This window comes from Cohnella xylanilytica, from assembly GCF_014212175.1.
GTDB classification, from domain to species: domain Bacteria; phylum Bacillota; class Bacilli; order Paenibacillales; family Paenibacillaceae; genus Cohnella; species Cohnella xylanilytica.
The window spans coordinates 180,435-200,475 of the sequence record NZ_JACJVR010000019.1 but is presented as its reverse complement, the minus strand read 5'-3'; the positions used below and the strand labels follow the sequence as shown (position 1 = coordinate 200,475).

Annotated in this window: 20 protein-coding genes; 17 read left to right on the top strand and 3 right to left on the bottom strand. The window is 61.1% G+C overall.

Features of this window, described 5'->3' with window-relative positions; all coding sequences use genetic code 11:
- Window positions 1–534: 534 nt before the first annotated feature.
- Complete coding sequence (locus tag H7B90_RS06305; protein WP_185134997.1) at window positions 535–1,038, top strand: hypothetical protein; 504 nt, start codon at window positions 535–537, stop codon at window positions 1,036–1,038.
- Window positions 1,035–1,613 carry a hypothetical protein gene (locus H7B90_RS06300; RefSeq protein WP_185134996.1) on the top strand — a complete coding sequence of 193 codons (579 nt, stop codon included), beginning with the start codon at window positions 1,035–1,037 and terminating at the stop codon, window positions 1,611–1,613. The genes H7B90_RS06305 and H7B90_RS06300 overlap by 4 nt, the downstream gene beginning before the upstream one ends.
- A gap of 17 nt (window positions 1,614–1,630) precedes the next feature.
- Here the strand turns inward: H7B90_RS06300 and H7B90_RS06295 are convergent, their stop codons facing one another.
- The gene (locus H7B90_RS06295) at window positions 1,631–2,635 is read right to left on the bottom strand and encodes an oxidoreductase (protein ID WP_185134995.1); all 1,005 of its coding nucleotides are present in this window, start codon (window positions 2,633–2,635) and stop codon (window positions 1,631–1,633) included.
- Window positions 2,636–2,787: 152 nt separating this feature from the next.
- Here H7B90_RS06295 and H7B90_RS06290 point away from each other — a divergent pair, with 152 nt between their 5' ends.
- From H7B90_RS06290 to H7B90_RS06260, 7 genes are all read left to right on the top strand, one after another.
- Window positions 2,788–3,264, top strand: coding sequence for an Lrp/AsnC family transcriptional regulator (locus H7B90_RS06290; protein WP_185134994.1), 477 nt, complete (start codon window positions 2,788–2,790; stop codon window positions 3,262–3,264).
- A gap of 144 nt (window positions 3,265–3,408) precedes the next feature.
- Window positions 3,409–4,257: a CAP domain-containing protein gene (locus tag H7B90_RS32760; protein ID WP_246578922.1), complete on the top strand. Its 849-nt coding sequence runs from the start codon at window positions 3,409–3,411 to the stop codon at window positions 4,255–4,257.
- Window positions 4,258–4,739: 482 nt separating this feature from the next.
- A complete protein-coding gene (locus H7B90_RS06280) occupies window positions 4,740–5,393 on the top strand; it encodes a DUF2306 domain-containing protein (RefSeq protein ID WP_185134993.1) in 654 nt (217 codons plus the stop codon).
- Between the two features lie 209 nt (window positions 5,394–5,602).
- Complete coding sequence (locus H7B90_RS06275) at window positions 5,603–6,340, top strand: hypothetical protein (RefSeq protein WP_185134992.1); 738 nt, start codon at window positions 5,603–5,605, stop codon at window positions 6,338–6,340.
- A 12-nt stretch (window positions 6,341–6,352) separates the two neighbouring features.
- Window positions 6,353–8,041: a substrate-binding and vWA domain-containing protein gene (locus H7B90_RS06270; RefSeq protein ID WP_185134991.1), complete on the top strand. Its 1,689-nt coding sequence runs from the start codon at window positions 6,353–6,355 to the stop codon at window positions 8,039–8,041.
- A 24-nt stretch (window positions 8,042–8,065) separates the two neighbouring features.
- Window positions 8,066–9,205 carry a toxic anion resistance protein gene (locus tag H7B90_RS06265; protein ID WP_185134990.1) on the top strand — a complete coding sequence of 380 codons (1,140 nt, stop codon included), beginning with the start codon at window positions 8,066–8,068 and terminating at the stop codon, window positions 9,203–9,205.
- Window positions 9,206–9,292: 87 nt separating this feature from the next.
- Window positions 9,293–9,733: a VOC family protein gene (locus H7B90_RS06260; RefSeq protein ID WP_185134989.1), complete on the top strand. Its 441-nt coding sequence runs from the start codon at window positions 9,293–9,295 to the stop codon at window positions 9,731–9,733.
- Window positions 9,734–10,156: 423 nt separating this feature from the next.
- Here the strand turns inward: H7B90_RS06260 and H7B90_RS06255 are convergent, their stop codons facing one another.
- Both H7B90_RS06255 and H7B90_RS06250 read right to left on the bottom strand, forming a co-directional pair.
- Complete coding sequence (locus H7B90_RS06255) at window positions 10,157–10,927, bottom strand: SDR family NAD(P)-dependent oxidoreductase (protein WP_185134988.1); 771 nt, start codon at window positions 10,925–10,927, stop codon at window positions 10,157–10,159.
- A 20-nt stretch (window positions 10,928–10,947) separates the two neighbouring features.
- Entirely contained in the window at window positions 10,948–11,403 is a 456-nt protein-coding gene (locus tag H7B90_RS06250) for an S-ribosylhomocysteine lyase (protein ID WP_185134987.1), read from the bottom strand.
- Between the two features lie 267 nt (window positions 11,404–11,670).
- Between H7B90_RS06250 and H7B90_RS06245 the strand changes: the two genes are divergently transcribed.
- The 8 genes from H7B90_RS06245 to H7B90_RS06210 all read left to right on the top strand — a co-directional run bounded on the left by H7B90_RS06245 (window position 11,671) and on the right by H7B90_RS06210 (window position 19,925).
- Window positions 11,671–12,510 carry a MetQ/NlpA family ABC transporter substrate-binding protein gene (locus tag H7B90_RS06245; protein ID WP_185134986.1) on the top strand — a complete coding sequence of 280 codons (840 nt, stop codon included), beginning with the start codon at window positions 11,671–11,673 and terminating at the stop codon, window positions 12,508–12,510.
- A gap of 105 nt (window positions 12,511–12,615) precedes the next feature.
- A complete protein-coding gene (locus H7B90_RS06240) occupies window positions 12,616–13,815 on the top strand; it encodes an aminotransferase class I/II-fold pyridoxal phosphate-dependent enzyme (RefSeq protein ID WP_311772691.1) in 1,200 nt (399 codons plus the stop codon).
- Entirely contained in the window at window positions 13,812–14,834 is a 1,023-nt protein-coding gene (locus H7B90_RS06235) for a methionine ABC transporter ATP-binding protein (protein WP_185134984.1), read from the top strand. The genes H7B90_RS06240 and H7B90_RS06235 overlap by 4 nt, the downstream gene beginning before the upstream one ends.
- On the top strand, window positions 14,831–15,496 hold the full coding sequence (locus H7B90_RS06230; protein WP_185134983.1) for a methionine ABC transporter permease: 666 nt from the start codon (window positions 14,831–14,833) through the stop codon (window positions 15,494–15,496). The genes H7B90_RS06235 and H7B90_RS06230 overlap by 4 nt, the downstream gene beginning before the upstream one ends.
- Window positions 15,496–16,617 carry an iron-containing alcohol dehydrogenase family protein gene (locus tag H7B90_RS06225; RefSeq protein WP_185134982.1) on the top strand — a complete coding sequence of 374 codons (1,122 nt, stop codon included), beginning with the start codon at window positions 15,496–15,498 and terminating at the stop codon, window positions 16,615–16,617. Before H7B90_RS06230 ends, H7B90_RS06225 begins: the two co-directional genes overlap by 1 nt.
- A gap of 104 nt (window positions 16,618–16,721) precedes the next feature.
- Complete coding sequence (locus H7B90_RS06220; protein ID WP_185134981.1) at window positions 16,722–17,435, top strand: 5'-methylthioadenosine/adenosylhomocysteine nucleosidase; 714 nt, start codon at window positions 16,722–16,724, stop codon at window positions 17,433–17,435.
- Between the two features lie 347 nt (window positions 17,436–17,782).
- The gene (locus H7B90_RS06215; protein ID WP_185134980.1) at window positions 17,783–19,084 is read left to right on the top strand and encodes a phytoene desaturase family protein; all 1,302 of its coding nucleotides are present in this window, start codon (window positions 17,783–17,785) and stop codon (window positions 19,082–19,084) included.
- Window positions 19,059–19,925: an RNA polymerase sigma-70 factor gene (locus tag H7B90_RS06210; RefSeq protein WP_185134979.1), complete on the top strand. Its 867-nt coding sequence runs from the start codon at window positions 19,059–19,061 to the stop codon at window positions 19,923–19,925. Before H7B90_RS06215 ends, H7B90_RS06210 begins: the two co-directional genes overlap by 26 nt.
- The last annotated feature ends 116 nt before the right edge of the window (window positions 19,926–20,041 follow it).

Genomic DNA, 20,041 nt, shown 5'->3' with positions numbered 1-20,041 from the left:
TCAGCCCTTTACTCTAGAATGACCCTGCCCATGCAGGATCCGTATCTCTGCTTGGTTTCCTATGTTGGCATAGATCGTATCGGGAGGAAGCTCCGCGGGCAGCGACCGACGCTCGGCAGGCCCCATTGCGCCGATACTGAAGGTTCCGCCGCAGGCAGGCAGCAGGCGGATAAACTTGCGTGATTTTTCGAATAGCATTATCGAACTCATCCATGCCGATGAGCTTTTGTATGATTTATCATACAACCTTCGAGCAAGGTGCCTATCGAGGCAGAATTTGTGCGATTGTTCATATAACATTCGGGTAAGATGCCTGATCGAGGCAGAATTTGTATGATTTTTCATGCAACATTCGGGTAAGGTCCCATTTCAGAGAAGAATTTGTATGGTCTTTCGTACACATCTAGGGAGAGGGTCATTCGCAGTTTTATTGCAGGCGGGCGGGAAGGAAAATCGAAGTCCCACACTTTGGATAACGATGGTAAAATAGAAAGAAGTCTCCACCGTTCTGGCGGAGTATCGGGAGGGTGAGGAATGCGGCATCTGGCGAGAGCCCTAACCGTTCTGAGAAGAGCGCTGATCGTCGTCCTTCTCGCGGTTCTATCGGTGCATTACGTAAGACAATGGAACGACGACAGCGGAGCGCGGGGCATCAACGACCCGATGTCGGAGCTTCAAGGCGAAGGCTCCGTCACGGCTATTCCGGTCGGCAAGAGCTTCCGAATCGACGAAGATCTCTTCACGGCCGACGATGTCTACGTGACGTCGAAGTCAATCCTGGTGACGTATACGTATCGCGCCAAGCAGACGAGGAATTCATGGTCATTTCCCGGGACGAGATTGTGGTTGGTTACTTCCGACGGCGAGCAGCTCATCGGCCGAACCTCCGGGTCGAACGGCACCTCTTGGGGATCCCGGGGTTACGTGACCTACGATATGCCGGATCGGCCGGCGGATCGGGCCAAGCTCGTCTACGACATCTACGATAGGTACGGCGAGATCGAGATTCCTCTTGCGAAGGCAGGCGACGGGACATGAGGCGCAGGACGCTTCTCTCCGTGGTCGAATGGCTCTTCGTATTGCTTCTGCTCTGGCTCGTTTACGAGACTCGCGTTCCCGCCGGAAGCCCCACGCCCGAGCAGGCGCATCGCCTGTCGGAGAGCAGCTACCACTACGGCCCTTCGGACATCGCGCGCAAGGTCGTCGTTCCTTTCGACAAGAACCACGTGGTTTTTCTGGGAACTTACAAGGATTGGTTCTCCGCCGACTCCGTTCATAAAAGAAGGGGAGGATGGGGGCCGGGCACGGGAGTCGCAGGGGTCCCTATCGATCGAAGCCAGCCAATCTCGTACAGTTGGGAGGGGAACTCGAACGGCGATTCCGTTATGACGTATAAATTCTACGGCTACGTCTCCGGCGACCGAATCGCCGCCGTCACGCTGTCGATGAAGGAGAAGGATTCGGGCCGGACGACGACGATGCGGGAAGAGATCGGCTCCGACCGGATGTTCCTCTTCTTATGGGAGGCGAAGGACGGAAGCCGGGAGTGGAAGTCGCTTCGAGGTCTCGGCCCTGACGGAGAAGTCGTCTACGAGCATAAATTCAACGATTAGAATCGTCTTCGTCGAGCTTATGGATGTCCGCTGCCGACGGGCTCTCCAGCCGCCGCGAGCATCCGTTCGCCGTAGTCCGGATCGTCGATCAGAGGGCGGGCGATGGCGACCGCGTCGGCCAGCCGATCCTCGAGAATCCGGTTGGCGAGGCTGCGGGTGCGGATCAGGCCGACCGCGATAACGGGTATCCGGAAATGCGGCTTGATCGCAGCGGCATGAGGGACCTGGTAGGCGTCGTATACGTCCGCCGGTTGAACCGGGAGCAGTCCGCCGGTCGAGACGTCGATCGCGTCCAGATCGGATTCCAGCGGCTTCAGCATCCGCGCCCAGTCCTCGGGAGTCAGCCCGCCTTCATGGTAATCGGTTGCCGAGACGCGGACGATGACGGGATATTCTTTTCCGACCTCGCTTCGAATCGCCGCGAGCGATTCCCGGAGCAGCCGCGCCCGGTTCTCGGGAGTGCCGCCGTAGCCGTCCGTCCGCTTGTTGGACAGCGGCGACATGAATTGGTTCATCAAGAAGCCGTGCGCCGCGTGAATCTCGATGCCGTCGAATCCGGCTTGAACGCTTCGCTTGGCCGCGAGCCGGTATTGCTCCACGATGGCCGCGATGTCGGCGACGGACAGCTCCTCGGGGGTTCCGTACGTCTCGTCGTAAGCGATCGCGCTTGGGGCGACGAGGCGCTTCGTGACTTCGGGCGACGATTTCCTTCCCCCGTGAGACAGTTGGATGAACGCCGGCGTGCCTTCCGCGTGGACGGCGTCCGTTATTCTCCGCAAGGGCTCCACGTGAGCGTCGGAGAAGATGCCGATGTCGTTCGGGAACAGCCTGCCGTCGGGGGAGACGGCTGTCGATTCGACGATGACGAGGGACACGTGCTTCGCCCTTCGCGAGTAGAACTCGACATGGTGGTCCGTGGCGTAGCCTTCCGGCGTTCCCTTATACTGCTGCATCGGCGCCATGATCAGCCGGTTCCTCAAGGTCAGTCCGCCAATCCGGATGGAATCGTTCAAGGTTGTCATCGTTGATCTACCCCTTTGCTGGATTCGTTAGTGACATTTTAATCCGGTTGGCGTATTCTTTACATAGAATGATTAAGGAGTTTGGGTGGAAAAGGATTGATTATTAAGTTATTGAAACCTTCTAACTTCATAAAATAAGGCGGTGCTCTGTAGTGGATCAAATCGATTACCGCATTCTGTCCGCGCTGCAAGAGAATGCCCGAATGCCCTTCTCCGAGCTGAGCCGGACGATCTCGATGTCGCAGCCGGCCGTCGCGGAACGGGTCCGGAAGCTGGAGGAGCAAGGAGTCATCTCGGGCTATCGCGCGGAGCTGTCGCCAAGCAAGCTGGGCAAGCTGACGAGCGCGTTCGTTCTGATGAAGACGAACAACTGCAAGGATTTTCTCGCGTTCGGGGAGAAGTCTCCGGAGGTCGTCGATCTGTACCGGATCAGCGGCGAGTACAACTATCTGATGAAGGTGGTCACGGAATCGAACGAATCGTTCGCGTCGTTCCTCGACGCCTGCAACGCGTTCGGATTCTCGCTGCCGCTCATCGTTCTGACGACGGCCTTCGAGGACAAGAGCCTCGTCGCCGACCGAATGCCGGAGGCGGATATTCCCCAATTGGCTGCGCACCGCCTGTCATAAAGGCGAGTCAGCGGGGCTGGCCGGCGACGCCGACGGAACCGGCAACCAAATTGCATATTTCTCCTGCGCATGACAAAACCTGTTTGCAACAGAGTCATTGCAGACCAGTTCGCAGGAGGGATCCCCATCAAGAAGCTCATCGCATTGGCCGTTCTGCTGCTCGCCGCCGGCTGCGGGAACCATCACGTGACGACCAAGCAAGCCGTTCCCCGGCCGGTTCCCCAGACGTCTCCCCAGACAGCTCCCCAGCGGGCGGGAATAAAGGTCCAATCCCAGCATGGCGTTCATCCGTCAACCAAGACGCAAGCCTCGTCCATCACGACGCCGAATGCGCTCCCGTCCAAGATGAAGATGAAGCAGGAAGCGGGCGGCGCGGCCAATTGGCTGGACTTGCTGAACGGCATCGCCCAGCCTGGGGGAACGGCAGGATCCAACCGAAACGCCGGCAACGCAGGGAATACGGGAAATGCAGGGAATACAGGAAATGCAGGGAAAGCCGGCAACGCAGGGAATGCCGGAAATGCCGGGAATGCCGGGAATGCCGGCAATGCAGCGAACGCAGGCAACGGCGGATACGCGGGGAATGTCGGAAGCAATGCGGGTTATGCGGGCGCTCCAACCGATTCGACGCAATTCGCCCGGCAAGTGCTGCAGCTGGTGAACCAAGCAAGATCGAGCGCCGGCTTGCAGGCCTTGACTCTGGACGACAGTCTCTCCAAGGCGGCTATGGCCAAAGCGCAGGATATGTACAACAACAACTATTTCGACCACCAGTCGCCGACTTACGGTTCCCCGTTCGATATGATGAAGTCGTTCGGAATCACGTTCAATTACGCGGGGGAGAACATCGCCAAAGGCCAGTCGAGTCCGACGGAAGTGATGAATCAATGGATGAACAGCCCCGGGCATCGGGCCAACATCCTGAACAGCAACTTCACCCGGATCGGAATCGCCTATTACAACACCGAGTGGGTGCAAGAATTCACCGGCTAAGCCGGGGAGCTGGCCGCCGCGAGCTTATGAAACACGCCGATTCAAGGCGTGTTTTTTATATTTGCGCCCAGAGAATCGAGATGCTCCGCGCGGCAATGGGCGGCCGTCGACACAAGAAGGTCAAGATCGAATACGCCCCTGTAAATCCTCGAGCGGTGCATAGGGCCGCCACAAGCGGAAAAAACCGTCTTGTTGAGCCCATGCATGGCGGATTGGGCCGCAATAAGCGGAAAAAACCGTCTTGCTGAGCCCATGCGCGGCAGAAAGGGTCGCCATAAGCGGAAAAAACCGTCTTGTTGAATCCGCACGCCGCACAAAGGGCCGCACCCGTTCCGCGGCGTGTTTGTGCTGTCCGCGAACCCCGCCGCGAGCGAACGGCCTTCCAACGATAAAGTTTATCCTTTTTTTAGAATTGGTTTAGAGCGGGTTTAGAAATGGCGGTTACGATGGAGATCAAATGGGAACGAAAGGCGGTCTCCCTCATGGAGCGCAGGACGAATATTCGCTGGTGGCTGCTCGTCGCGGTCTCGCTCGGGGTTATGCTCGCGTTCTCGGCCCCGTATCTCGCGTTCGATCCGGATGCGAGCCGCGTCGACGTCTCGTCTTCCGCCTGGCATTACCCCTTGCTGGTCGCCCATATCCTCACGGCGCTCGTCGCTCTCGCGACGGGATTCGCCCAGTTCTCCGAGCGCCTTCGAAGCCGGAAGCCGGCGGCGCATCGCTACGCGGGCAGAGCGTACGTCGCGAGCGTTTTCGTCAGCGGCATTCTGGCGTTCGCCCTCGCGGCGTTCATCGCCGACTTCGCCAAAGCCGTCTCCTTCCTGACCTTGTCGGCGCTCTGGCTCTTCACGAGCTGGCAAGGGTACCGCTATGCCCGGCGCCGCCGGTTCGCCGATCATCGCCGCTGGATGATCCGCAGCTTCGGCCTTACGCTGGTCGCGGTAAGCGGCCGCGTTCTGATGCCGGTTCTGCTGCTCCTCTATTACGCGTTGAACGGCTTCTCCCTTCCCGGGGGGAGAGAGGGGATGGTCGAGGAGGCGCTGAACGTCAACATCTGGGCGGGGCTCGTCGCGAACTTCATCCTCGTCGAATGGAGCGTTCTCCGTCCGGCCGGACGATCCAAGGAACTTTCATAACCTGGACGGACCCGGTCCGTCCGCATTCAGGCCGATCCGGCACGGATCGGTCTTTTCCAATTCCTAGACAGGAAAATGAAGGAATATGTCGAATTCCCATAGAGCATGGAATTTATCCATCGACATGGCAGTCGTCTGCGACGCGTTGCATCCTCGGACTTCGTTCCTCGTATGATGATTGCAGGGAATCCGTTAAGGGGGTCTACCGATTGACCGGCGCAAAGTACATAAAGCTTCTCGGACTCGTCCTCGGCGTGGCGGCATTGAACGTGGTCGTGCTCTCTCCCGGATTGCTCGGAGTCCAGATCGGAGGGAGCGCCCTCGAGACGGCGTCCGGCGTCGCCTTGCTGGTCGCGAGCGCTCTGGCCGCGCTGTACGGCAGCTACGTCATTCTGCTTAAGCAGCCCGTCGCCGTACCCGTGAAGCAGCTCCAGACGCACGAGGATTACGCGGAAGCCTTGGCCTACTACCGGCGAGTGAAGGCGCTGGAAGAGGATATCTCCCTCGCCCTGGAGCAGATGGAGAGGATTCGGAAGAAGAAGGAGACGCTGCTCGGCGTTCTCGGACAGAGATTCGATCCGAACGAATTAAGCTACAAGAAGTTCTCTTCCGTCGTCCACGAGGTCGAGAAGCTGTTCTACCTGAACGTCAGGAGCGTCCTGAACCGGCTGAACGCGTTCGACGAGTCGGAGTTCAAGCGCCTCGCGAGCCGGAAGTCCGCGCCGTTCTCCCAGAAGCTGCTCGAAGAGAAGGCGAACGTGTATAACGACTACCTGGCATTCGTGAAGAGTTCCGTCGGCACGAACGAGGAGATTCTGCTCAAGCTCGACAAGCTGCTGCTGGAGATCTCCCGGCTGGACAGCCTGGAGCCCGGCGATATCGACGATATGCCGTGCATGCAGGAGATCGATACGCTCATCAAGCAAACCAAATTATACAGACAGTGAGAGGTGCAGAGAGTGGCGAAGAAGGGCAAATTTATTCTGATATCCGCCGTTATCGTCGTAATCGTGTTCGGCCTGGTATACGCGGGAGTGAATCTCACTTCCAATCTGGGCAAATCGGAAGACCAGGTGACTTCGGAGAACGCGGCGAAGCGTCTGAACAAGCTGTTCTCGGACTTGTCGGTCACGACCGTAGAGCCGGTGAAGGGCCAGATCGACCTCGATCCGGTCGACATCGCGGATTCGCTGCCGGACATCTCGAAGTTCCCGATAACGGTGAACAATTCGACGGACCAGTACGCGGAGATCTTCTCCTCGACGGAGAAGTCGGGAACCGGCGTCGACGGATGGCTGACGGAGGTAGCGGAAGAATTCAACAAGGCGAAGATCGAAGTGAACGGGAAGCCGGCATCGGTCCGAATCCGCAATATCGCATCCGGAACGGCGACCGACTACATCAAGTCCGGCAAGTACGTTCCGGACGCGTTCACGCCTTCGAACGAGCTCTGGGGCGAGATGGTCAAGGCCGCCGGCGTCAAGACACAGCTCGTCTCCAAGCGGCTCGCCGGCAACGTGCCCGGAATCGTCATCTCCAAGGCGAAGCACGACGCCCTCGTGCAGTCGTACGGGGCGGTGAACATCAAGACCGTCACCGAAGCGATCGCCAATAACGAGTTCTCGATGGGGTACACGGATCCGTTCGCCAGCTCGACGGGTCTCAACTTCCTCGTGACGGCCCTGCATACGTTCGACAACGCCAACCTGCTGAGCGACAAGGCGGTCCAAGGGTTCGAGAAGTTCCAGGCGAACGTCCCGTTCATCGCGTCCACGACGATCCAGATGCGCGAGGCCGCCAAGTCGGGCGCGCTGGACGGCTTCGTTCTCGAGTACCAGACGTACGTCAACGCGGCGGACTTGAAGAGCGGCTACGTGTTCACGCCGTTCGGCGCGAGGCACGACAGCCCGCTGTACGCCCTGGGCGATCTTCCTCCGGCCAAGCTCGAGATCGTGAAGAAGTTCGCCGAATTCGTCTCGCAGGAGAAGTATCAGAAGGCGGCCGCGGACAAGGGATTCAACGGGCTCGACGACTACAAGTCGGAGCTTCCGGCGGTGGACGGAGGCCTCCTCTCCTCGGCGCAGAAGCTGTGGAAGGAGAAGAAGAACGGCAACCGGGCGATCGCGGCCGTCTTCGTGGCCGACGTATCGGGCAGCATGGCCGGGGAACCGCTGAACCGCCTGAAGGAGTCGCTGATCAAGGGGCAGAAGTATCTGGGCAAAGACAACAGCATCGGTCTCGTCTCTTACTCGGACAACGTCTCGATCAACTTGCCTCTCGGCAAATTCGATACGAACCAGCAGTCCATGTTCGTGGGCGCGGTGAACAGCCTGCAAGCGAGCGGGGGCACCGCCACCTTCGACGGCATCGTCGTGGCGCTCAAGATGCTGGAAGACCAGCTGGCCGCCGATCCGACGATGAGGCCCGTCATCTTCGTCCTCAGCGACGGCGAGACGAACCAGGGCTATTCGCTGAAGGACATCAAGGGTCTCATCGAGACCTACAAGGTTCCCATCTACACGATCGGCTACAACGCCAACATCCAGGCGCTGCAGAGCATCTCGAGCATCAACGAGGCGGCCAGCATCAACGCGGATACGGACGACGTCGTCTACAAGATCGGCAACCTGTTTAACGTGCAGGCATAAAGAGAATCCCCGAGGAGGATGGCCATGTCATTTACGATGGAAGTCGCGAGTCCGCAAGAGATCCAGGCGGCGATCGAACAAGAAGTGAAGCCCGTGCCGGAAGAGGTCGCGAAGCTCAAGGAGACGGCGGATTCGAACGTCGCCGCGATCATGGAGCTCGACCTGGAGTCGCTAGAGAAGCGCAAGGAGATTCTGCAATCGATCGATTCGTTCGGATTGCAGACGATGAAGCTGTCGTCGGACAAAAACCAGCTGCTCCAAGTGACGGTAGGGAACCTGTCCCGCACGGGAGACGAAGGCGGCCAAGTCGCGAAGGGGCTGGCCGAGCTGCACACCCAGCTCAAGGACCTGGACCCGAGCCTCGTCGACTTCGCGAAGACGGGGTTCCTCGGCAAGCTGTTCAATCCGCTCCGCGCCTACTTCCTCAAGTTCCAGAAGGCGGACGCCGTCATCGCGGACATCGTGGAATCCTTGGATAAGGGGAAGGCGACGCTCAAGAACGACAACACGACGCTCGAGATCGAGCAGCAGACGCTGCGGGAGCTGACGAAGCGGCTGCGCAAGGAGATTCAGCTCGGCACGCTGATGGACGAATCGATCGAAGCGCAGCTCGAAGCGGCCAAGGTCCGGAACGAAGATCCGGACAAGATTCGCTTCATCACCGACGAGGTGCTGTTCCCGCTGCGCCAGCGGGTCATGGATCTGCAGCAGATGCTGGTCGTCAACCAGCAGGGCATCATGGCGATCGAAGTCGTCATCCGGAACAACAAGGAATTGATCCGCGGCGTGGACAGGGCCAAGAACGTGACGGTGTCCGCTCTGAAAATATCCGTGACGGTAGCCAGCGCTCTCTACAACCAGAAGATCGTTCTGAAGAAGATCGAGCTGCTGAACCAGACGACGAACGAGCTGATCGCCGGCACGTCCCGCATGCTCAAGGACCAGGGGGCGGCGATCCACAAGCAATCGCTCGAGACGAGCATCTCGGTGGATACGCTGAAGCAGGCGTTCGCCGACGTATTGTCGGCGCTCGATTCGATCAGCGCCTACAAGCAGGAAGCCCTTCCGAAGATGCGCGACACGATCCACCAGTTCCGGGAATTGGCCGAGACGGGGGAGAAGCAGATCCAGCGGCTAGAGAAGGGGCACCAGTTGGGGTTGTAAAACGGCAAATCGTCATGGCTCGGGAGCTCGCGGCATCGGCCGCGGGCTCCTGCGGTTTACGGACGCAAAAGGATGGAAGGTTAATCCATGAAGCCGAAAGTCACGGTGATCACGCTGGGCGTGGACGATTTGGAGAGGTCGCTTCGGTTCTATCGGGACGGGCTGGGGCTCCCGACGGAAGGGATCGTCGGCACGGAGTTCGAGCACGGGGCCGTCGCTTTCTTCGACTTGCAGCCGGGGCTTCGGCTCGCCGTCTGGAAGCGGGACGATATCGCCTACGACGCGAAGCTGGCCAAGACGGCGCCGAGCCCGACGGAATTTACGCTCGGGCACAACGTGGGAAGCAGGGAAGAAGTGGATCGGGTGATGGAGCAGGCCGAGAGGGCAGGCGCCAACATCGCGGTTCCGCCGCACGACACGTTCTGGGGAGGTTATTCGGGTTACTTCCAGGACCCCGACGGCCATCTGTGGGAAGTCGTCTGGAATCCGCAGTGGGAGAACGAGGAAACGGTTCCTATTCGATTTTGATGTGGACCCGTCTGCCTCGAGCATGCGCATTGGCTTGATGTGTACGAAAAAACATACAAATCGTTCCCGTAATGGCGCTTAGTTGAAAATTGTACGAAAAAACATACAAATTCTTCTCTGAAATGGCACCTTACTTGAATGTTGTATGAAAAATCGTACAAATTCTTCCTCGATAAGGAGCCCTGCTCGATGGGTGTATGAAATATCATACAAAAGTTCATCTTCATGGATGATTTCGATGATTTTATTCGAAAAATCACACAAGTTTATCCGCCAACTGCCTGCGGCGGAACCCGCAGCGTCGGCGAAGTGGGACCCGTCGGGCCCGGCCCCGGGATCGACCCGATCCTGCGTGCGGCACGTCTGTATACGAATGGGATAAGCGCAAAGAAGAAGCTCCGGGCATCCGGAGCTTCTTCGGCTTCAGTGCATCGTCATGCCGCCGGTCACGTTGATCGCCTGTCCCGTCATGTACGAGGACAGAGGACTTGCCAGGAACAGCACGACGTTCGCCACGTCCTCCGGCTCGGCGGTGCGCCCGAGAGGCACCTGCGACCGGTCCTCCGCCAGAATCTCCTCCGCCGTCATCCCCCGCAGCAAGCCGCCCTCGATCCGCTCCCGGCGCTTCATGTCGGTCTCGACGATGCCGGGGCACACCGCGTTCACGAGAATCTGCTCCTTCGCGAGCTCGATCGCCATCGTCTTCGTGAAGCCGAGCACCGCGTGCTTCGAGGCGCAATAATTCCCCATGCAGCGGTAGCCGTTCTTCCCCGCCTGCGAAGCGATGTTGATGATCCGCCCGCCCCCGCCTTGGCGCAGCAGCTGCTTCGCCGCCGCCTGGGAGACGAGGTAGACGCCCTTGGCGTTGACGTCCATGACCTTGTCCCAATCTTCCTCGCGAATATCGATCGCGTAATCCATCGTCGACGTTCCGCTGTTGTTCACGACGAAGTCGATTCGCCCGAAGGCGGCGACGGCTTCGGCGATCAGCCTCTCCGCGTCGGCCCGCTTCGTGACGTCCGTGCGGACGTGCAGTTCGCGATCGTCGACCCGCTCGGAGTCCGCGGCGCAGGCGATGTCGCCGATGACGACGTTCGCGCCGGCCTTCCGGAACAGATCGGCGATGCCTCGCCCGATTCCGGCCAATCCTCCCGTGACGACCAGCGTCCGGCCCTCGAGATCAATGGTCACCATCGGTTCTCTCGTCCCTTCGCTTAAGCCCGGAACGGGTCGTCGCTAATTCCCGCGCTCAGCACGATCTTGGCGTACTCCTGCGCGCTGAACAGCGAGTGATCCTTGTAGTTGCCGCATTCCAGCGCGGACACGGCCGGCACGTAATCCGTCTCGACCACTTTATTCAGCACCTTCGTCAAGGCGGCCGCCACGTCCCGAGGCTCGTGCTCGTCCCAGATAATCATATAGAAGCCGGTACGGCAGCCCATCGGCGAGACGTCGATAATACCCGGCAATTCGTCCCGGAGGTAAGTCGCCAGCAAGTGCTCGAGCGTATGAACGGTCGCCGTCGGCAGCGCGTCCTTGTTCGGCTGAAGGAAGCGCAGGTCGTACTTCTGAATGACGCTCCCCTTGTCGTTCCTCTCGGTTCCCGCCAAGCGCACGTAAGGCGCCTTGACGATCGTATGGTCCAATTCGAAGCTCTCCACTTTCGCCATGCGTTGTCATCCTCTCCCATGTCGTTCAAATTCAAAGTATCATAATCGGAATTATAAGTAAACCCTCAAACCGGCTTCTTCGTTCGCGTTGGCTGAAGTCGACGAAAAAAGGAGGAGAGCGTTTGTCAATATTCCTCCTAATCCCATCTTTTTTGTCGAAATCGATTGACAGATCGTCCCGCCTCGCTGTAAAGTGATGAATATTCCGTTAAATACCACTTGATTACTTGGAATTATCGCACATGCAGAAGAGGGAGAGAAACAGACATGAACAAAAAATGGTTGATCCCGGTACTCGCGCTTATCTCCGCGTCGCTGATCGCGACGGGCTGCGGCAAGTCCGATAACGGCGCCCCCGCCGGCGGCGACAAGAAGACGATCCGCATCAGCTTCAATCCGGGCCCGTACAGCGACCAGTTCAAGAACGGCGTCGCTCCGTATCTCGAGAAGAAGGGCTACAAGCTCGAATACACCGAGTTCACCGACGGCATCCAGCCGAACGTCGCGGTATCGAAGGGCGAGATCGACGCCAACGTGTTCCAGCATTCGCTGTACCTCGAATCGATCAACAAGCGGGAGAAAATCGATCTGGTCGGCGTCGTGCAGGTGCCTACGCCTCCGATGGGTCTCTACTCCAAGAAGCATCAGAGCCTGGACGACATTCCGAAGGGCGCCAAGGTCAACCTGCCGAACGAGCCGGTCAACATGCTCCGCGCGCTGAAGCTGCTCCAGGACGTCGGCTGGATCACGCTGAAGGACGACATCGATCCGCTTCAGACGTCGCTTAACGACGTCACGAGCAATCCGCACGAGATCGACTTCTACGCGACCGAGCCGGCTCAAGGGCCTCGCGCGCTGCCGGACGTCGACTTCGCGGCGATCCAAGGCAACTTCGCCGTCTCGAACAACATTCCGCTCACGTCCGCGCTGCAGCTCGAGAACATGACCGACCCGTTCACGAACGTCGTGGCGGTCGACAGCAAGAACAAGGACGCGCAGTTCGTCAAGGACATCATCGAAGGCTATCATTCCGAGGAGTTCCAGAATTACATCAAGTCGAACGACGCTTACAAGGGTTACAGGCTTCCCAGCTACTTCAAGCCGTAAGAGGCTACGCCGTCCTAAAGCGAACTGAGGATGATCTGTCATTCCCCCGGATGGCAGATCATTTCTTTGCCGCGACCACTCATGAACAAAAGGGGAGTGCCGACCGTGCCAGTCTTCCAACCTTCCGATATCGTCAAGCGGCTTCCCGGCAATTACTTCAGCGGGATCGACGACACCGTCTCCGCGTACGCGAGGCAGGGCATCGACGTGATTAATCTCGCGAACGGCAATCCGGACCGGCCGACTCCGGAGCCGATCGTCGAAGCTCTGATCGAAGCCGTCCGCAAGAAGGAGAACCAGGGCTATTCGCCCTTCTACGGGAAGAGCTCCGCGCGCGAAGCCGTCGCTCGGTTCTACGCCCGCGAATACGGCGTCGAGCTGGACCCGGACGCCGAGGTCGCCGTCTTCCACGGCTCGGCGATCGGCGTCGTCGGCATTCCGCAGGCGCTGCTCAATCCCGGCGACGTCCTGCTGACGACCGATCCGTGCTATCCGCAGTACCGCAGCGCGGCCGAGCTCGCCGGAGCGCGCTTCCATGCGATTCCGGTACGCGAGGAGGACGGCTTCCTGCCCGACTACCGGACGGTGCCGGAGGAGCTCGCGAGCCGCGTGAAGCTGCTGATGCTGAACTACCCGAACAATCCGACCGGCGCGACCGCCACCCTCGAATTCTTCGCGGACAGTCTGGCGTTCGCCGCCCGGCACGGGTTCCCGGTGCTGAACGACTTCGCCTACGGGGCCTTCGGCTTCGACGGCCGCCGGCCGGTCAGCCTGCTGCAGCTTCCGGACGCCAAGGAGTACGCCGTCGAGACCTATACTTTGTCCAAGACCTACAATATGGCGGGGTGGCGCTTCGGCTTCGCGGTCGGCAACGCGTCGGTCATCGGCGCCTTGAAGCACTACCACACCCACGCCTACAGCACCGTCTTCGGCGCGGTGCAGGACGCCGCCGCCGCCGCGCTGCTCGGCTCGCAAGAGCCGGTGCGGGAGCTGGCCCGGTTGTACGAGGCGAGACGGGACCTGCTCGTCCGCGAGCTGAAGGCGATCGGCTGGGACGTCGCCGCGCCGCAGGGAACTTTTTTCGCGTGGCTGCGAATTCCGGACTCCTTCGAGGATTCGGAGACGTTCGCGCGGCTGCTGCTCGAGAGAGCGCACGTGGCTGTGGCGCCGGGGCGGGGCTTCGGCGAACAAGGCGCGCGTTACGTGCGCGTCAATCTGCTGAACGAAGAGGACCGGATCCGGGAGGCCGCCGAGCGGCTGGCCCGGTCGGGCTTGTTCGCGAAGACGGGAGGGCATGGGGCATGATCGAGATTCGGGACGCGCGCAAGACGTTCACGCGGGGAGGGTTGTCCCATGAAGCGCTCAAGGGCGTAAGCCTGCGCGTCGAGAAGGGAGACATCTTCGGCATCATCGGCACGAGCGGCGCCGGCAAGAGCACCTTGATCCGGCTGGTCAACGCGCTGGAGAAGCCGACCTCCGGCCAGGTGCTCATAGACGGACAGCCGCTGGACGGGTACAGCGAGCGGGAGCTGCGCGCCGTGAAGAAGAAGATCGGCATGGTGTTCCAGCACTTCAACCTGCTCGAATCGAAGACCGTCTTCGACAACGTGGCGATTCCGCTCGTGCTGGACGGCAGGAGCAAGAAGGAGATTCGGGAGCGGGTGACGGAGCTTCTGGCCTACGTCGGCTTGTCCGACAAGGCGAAGAGCTACCCGAAGGAGCTGTCCGGCGGCCAGAAGCAGCGGGTCGGCATCGCGCGGGCGCTCGCCAACCATCCGTCGATCCTCCTCTGCGACGAGGCGACGTCGGCGCTCGACCCGCAGACGACGCAGTCGATTCTCGCGCTGCTCAAGCGGATCAACGAGGAGTTCGACATCACGATCCTGATCGTCACGCACGAGATGGCCGTCATCCAGCAGATCTGCAACAAGGTCGCCGTCATGCAGAACGGGGAGATCATCGAGCAGGGCTACGTGCTGAACGTATTCGGCAAGCCCGAGCATCCGACGACCGAGAACTTCGTGCGGACGGTCATCCGGAATACGATTCCGGGCAGCGTCCTGCAGGACTTGAACCGGGATCGCCCGGGAAGGGTGTTCAAGCTGGAATTCGTCGGCGATTCCGCGTCCCAGCCGATCATCAGCCGGCTCGTCCGCAGCTTCGACGTCGAGATCAACATCCTGTTCGCCAATATGACGGAAGTGCAGCAGACGACGCTCGGGAACATGATTCTGCAGATCGTCGGCGCCGATCGCGAGATCGAAGGGGCGATCGCCTTCCTGAAGGAGCAAGTCGACCGCATCGAGGAGGTGGAAGCGATATGAACATCGATACGATCATTACCTCGGAGCAGTTGATCCGGGCGGTGAACGAGACGCTGCGGATGGTCGGGTTCTCCTTGCTGTTCGGCGCCCTGCTCGGCATCCCGATCGGCATTCTGCTCGTCGTTACGAGGCCCGGCGGGCTGCTCGAGAACCGGCTCGTCTACCGCGTCTTGAACCCGGTCATCAACGTCGTTCGTTCCTTGCCGTTCATCATTCTGCTCGTGGCCATCCTTCCGTTCACGCGGTGGCTCGTGAATACGTCCATCGGCACGACCGCGGCGATCGTCCCGCTCGTGCTCTACGTCGCCCCCTATATCGGGAGGCTCGTGGAGAATTCCCTGCTCGAGGTCAATCCCGGCATTCTGGAAGCGGCGCAGGCGATGGGAGCCAAGCCCTGGCAGGTCATCTGGCACTTCATGCTGCCGGAGGCGTTCAGCTCGCTCATCCTGACGATGACGACCGCCACGATCGGGCTGATCGGCGCGACCGCCATGGCCGGCACGGTCGGCGGCGGGGGGCTCGGCGACCTCGCCATCTCGTACGGCTACCAGAGGTTCGACACGTTCACGGTCGTCATCACGGTCGTGCTGCTCGTCATCTTCGTGCAGGGCATCCAGTCGGCCGGCAACGCTCTGGCCCGCCGGGCGAGGAGAGAGCGGTAATGGCCTTCGAGTTGACGGTGCGCGGGGCTCCCCAAGCCTACGTCTCCCGTCCGGGATGCTGGGAAGAGCTCGGTCCGAGGCTGGCCGAGCTCGGCATCGGGCGCGCCTTGGTCGTGCACGGCGGCGACTCTTGGCGGGCGGCGGCCCCGCGATTTCCGGCGGCGGGGACGGCGAAGTTCCGGTTCGAGCGCTACGGCGGCGAGTGCACGTACGAGGAGCGGGACCGGCTGGCCCGCATCGCCGCGGACGAGCGCTCGGAGGCGATTATCGGAGTCGGGGGCGGCAAGATCTCCGACCTGGCGAAGGCCGTCGCGGGCCGCTTGAGGCTGCCGGTCGTCCTCCTTCCGACGCTGGCGGCCACCTGTTCGGCCTGGACGCCGCTTAGCATCATGTACGACAGGAACGGTGCGATGACCGCCTACGACATCCATCCGAGGGCGAACGCCCTCGTCCTGCTGGACCCGCTCGTGCTGCTGGATTCCCCGCCCGAGCTTCTCGCGGCCGGAATCGGCGACACGCTGGCCAAGTGGTACGAGGCCGACGTCATTCTCTCGCGCATTCCGAATCCGTCGGTGGAACTGACGGTCGCCGCCTTCGCCGCCCGGATATGCAGGGACAACCTGCTGCGCGACGGGGAAGCGGCGATGGCGGCGCTGGCCGCCGGCGAATTCGACGACGCGTTCGCGCGGACCGTCGAGACCGTCGTGCTCGCGGCGGGCATGGTCGGCGGCTTCGGCGACCGGTACGCCCGCACGGCCGGCGCCCATTCCGTGCACGACGGCTTGACGATTCTGCCGGAGGCCCACGCGGTACGGCACGGCTCGAAGGTGGCCTACGGCATTCTCGTCCAGCTCGCGCTCGAGGAGCGATGGTCCGAGATCGAGTCGCTTCTGCCGTTCTACGCGCGGGTCGGCTTGCCCGCCGGCCTGCGGGACATGGGGCTCGGCGCCGTGCCGGAGGAGCGGCTGCGGGCCGTCGCCGAGCGCGCCGTCGAGGGAGACGCCTCGATCCATCTGCTGCCCGGGGTCATCACGGCGGAGCTTGTGCTGAACGCGATGCGCCGGCTGGAGTCGTTCACGGCCTCCCTGGCGTCTTCGCCCCCGGCCGACATCGGATCATAGACGCTGACACTGACATTGACACTGACATTGACACTGACATTGACGTTGAGATAGACACTGACATCGACATGCCGGAGAATTCCTCCGGACGAAGGAGATTCGATATGAAGCTGGCGATTATCGCCCCTATGGAAGAAGAAGCGGCCGCGTTCAAGACGCGCCTGGCGAATCTGCGCCGGACGGGCGACGGCGAAGTCCCGATCTACGTCGGCGAGCTGAACGGAAGCGAAGCCGTCCTGCTTCAATGCGGCATCGGCAAGGCGAACGCGGCCTGGACGACGGCGCTGCTCATCGAGCGCTATCGCCCGGACGGGATTCTGCATTACGGCGTGGCCGGCGGGCTGAATCCGGCGCTTCGCGTCGGCGACACCGTCGTCGCGACCGAGCTCGTCTACAGCGACGTCGACGCGACCGCGTTCGGCTACGCCTACGGGCAGGTGCCGCAGATGCCGGCGAGCTATCCGGCCGACGAGAGGCTGCTCGGCATCGCCCGCCGGGCGATCGCCGAGGCTCCGCTCGAGGGCGCCGTCTCCACCGGCCTCGTGACGACGGCCGACTCGTTCATGAGCCGCCCGGGCCTGGCGGCCGCGATCCGCTCGCGCTTCCCGAGCGCGCAGGCGACCGATATGGAAGGCGCGGCCGTCGCCCAGACCGCCTACCGGCTCGGCGTCCCGTGCCTCGTCGTCCGATCGCTCTCCGATCTCGCCGGCGAAGACGCCAAGGCGACGTATCAATCGAACGTCGATCTGGCGTCCGAACGGGCGGCGGCCGCGGCGGAGGCGATCGCCCTCGCTTGGCGGCGCGCGGAAGCCGGCTGACCGCCCCCCGGCCGATCGTCCGCATCCGCGGCTGACGGCAGGCAGCCTTTCTCCGATGAGGAGCAGGCTGCTATTTTTATGGCTGACCCGCTCTCATACAGACCCGTTATCCGGGCTCGGATCGCTTATCCGAACGGAGTCTATGATGACGGAGCCAGGGATTCGGGAACTCCGCCTCCTATCCTCCGGGAACCCCTCGTTCCGGCTTCCTCTTCCTTGGAATCGGGGCTTCTATTCGGTTGCCGAATCGGTTGCCGAAATTTTTTCTCGACTTTTTATCCGAACGTGTCACAAACCGGCCCCCTTCCCCGTCATACCGGTACCATAACCGAAAGGGGAAGTTAACCATGACGAAATACGACGTTGCGATCGTGGGCGGGGGCATTGCGGGATTGACCGCGGCGGCTTATGCGGCGAAGGCCGGGAAGCGGACGGTCGTCATCGAGAAGCAGGAGAGGTTCGGCGGGCGGGCGATCACGAACAAGAAGAAGGGCGCCTACTTCAATCTGGGCGGGCATGCCCTGTATAAAGGCGACGCCTACGCCGCGTTCAAGGAATTGGGGATCGTCCTGGAGGGCAACCAGCCTTCGATCGACGCCTATGGCATCTGGAAGGATCGGCTGCTGACGCTGCCGACGGGAGTCAGGTCCCTGGTCGGTTCGCCGCTTCTGACGTGGAAGGGCAAGATGGAATTCGCCGGATGGCTCGCGAAGCTCGGCAAGCTGGATACCCGCGCGTACGACGGCATCTCCCTGCGCGATTGGATCGAGGGCAACGTTCGCGATCCGATGCTGCGCAACGTCTTCTACTCGCTGTTCCGGACGGCCAGCTACGCGGTCGCGCCCGATCTGCAAGCCGCGGGTCCGGTTCTGCGGCAGCTGGTAAGCGCCCTTCAAGGCGTGCTGTATCTGGACCGGGGCTGGGAGCAGCTCGTCGAGAAGCTTCGCCAGACCGCAACCGCGCACGGCACGGAGTGGATCGCGAATAACAAAGCCGTCTCCGTCGAACACGCCGACGGAGTTGTTCGACATGTCGTCTGCGAGGACGGAACGGCCGTCGAGGCGAGCCATGTCATCGTCGCCGCCTCGCCGTCCGTCGCGCATCGGCTCGTGCCGGGCGCGGATGCGACCGCGCTGCGGACGTGGAAGGAGCAGGCGATCGAGATTACGGCCGCCTGCCTGGACGTCGCCCTGAAGAAGCTGCCGATGCCGAAGCAGCAGTTCGTGTACGGCATCGACCGGACCGTCTTCCTCACCAACCAGTCGCGCGCGTCCGTCTTAAGCGACGACGGGGATCAAGTCGTCTGCGTGCTGAAGTACCAGGGGGAGGAGACGAACGCGGATGCGGATCTGCGGGAGCTGGAGGAGACGCTGGATCTGGTTCAGCCGGGGTGGCGGGACCAGCTGGTCGCGAAGCAATATCTTCCGAAAATAACGGTTTGCCACGACTTCATGCACCTGAAGCGCGCGGAGAATCCCGGCCCCGCCGTTCCGGAGATCGCCGGCCTGTACGTGGCAGGGGATTGGGCGTCGCACGGAGAATTATTAGTCGACGCCGCGACGGCCAGCGCCAGACGGGCGGTGTCGCACATCCTCTCGCTGGAGGGATCGGAGAGAGCGCCCCATGTCGAACATAGAGTCCTTGTATGAAGCGTACCGAACTCCTCTTTTCTCCTTCGCCTACCGGATGCTGGGGAGCGTCATGGACGCGGAGGATATCGTGCAAGAAGCCTTTATCGCCTACGAGCAAGTGCCCGACGTCTCCGAGATTCGCAACGAGAGAGCGTTCCTGTACAAAATCGTAACGAACCGGTGCCTGGACCTGCTGCGCTCGTCGGCGAAGAAGCGGGAGCTGTACGTCGGGCCGTGGCTTCCGGAGCCGCTCATCGGATTGGAGGACGCCGAAGACGACCCTTCGACCGCGTATTTGCGCCGCGAATCGATCTCCATGGCGTATCTTCTGCTGTTGCAGCAGCTTAACGCGGTGGAGAGGGCGATCTTCCTTCTGCGCGAGATCTTCGGCTATTCGTACGAGGAGATCGCGGAGACGATCGGCAGGTCGGCCGCGAATTGCCGCCAGATCTACCACCGGGCCAAGAAAGGCATCCATTACGATCCCGATCGGACCCCGTCGGTCTCGGTCGCGGAGAACTATGTCCGGGAATTCGCGAACGCGCTCGTGCAGGGGAACATGAACCGGATGCTCGAGCTCGTCAGCGACGACGTGGCCTTCATCTCGGACGGCGGAGGCAAAGTCCGGGCGGCGGGAATTCCGGTCTATGGAGCGGATCGGGTCATCGCCCTGCTGCAGGGTCTGCTTCGCATGTACGAGGGGCAGTTTTCGTTCTCCTTCCTTCCCGTGAACGGACAGCCGGGCATGCGCTTCGTGTTGAACGACGAAATCCAGTACGTGTACACCTTCCACATCGAAGAAGACCGGATTCGGGCCATGTATGTCGTGTGCAATCCGGATAAGCTCCGGCACGTGTAAGAGCGGCAGCCGTCAAAACTGCTGCAATCCGAACGGCGCGGTCTCGGCAACGCCTTCCGAACGGCTCCGATCAGACGCATTCCTCTTGAAGGATAGGCGTCTGATCGGTCCTTATT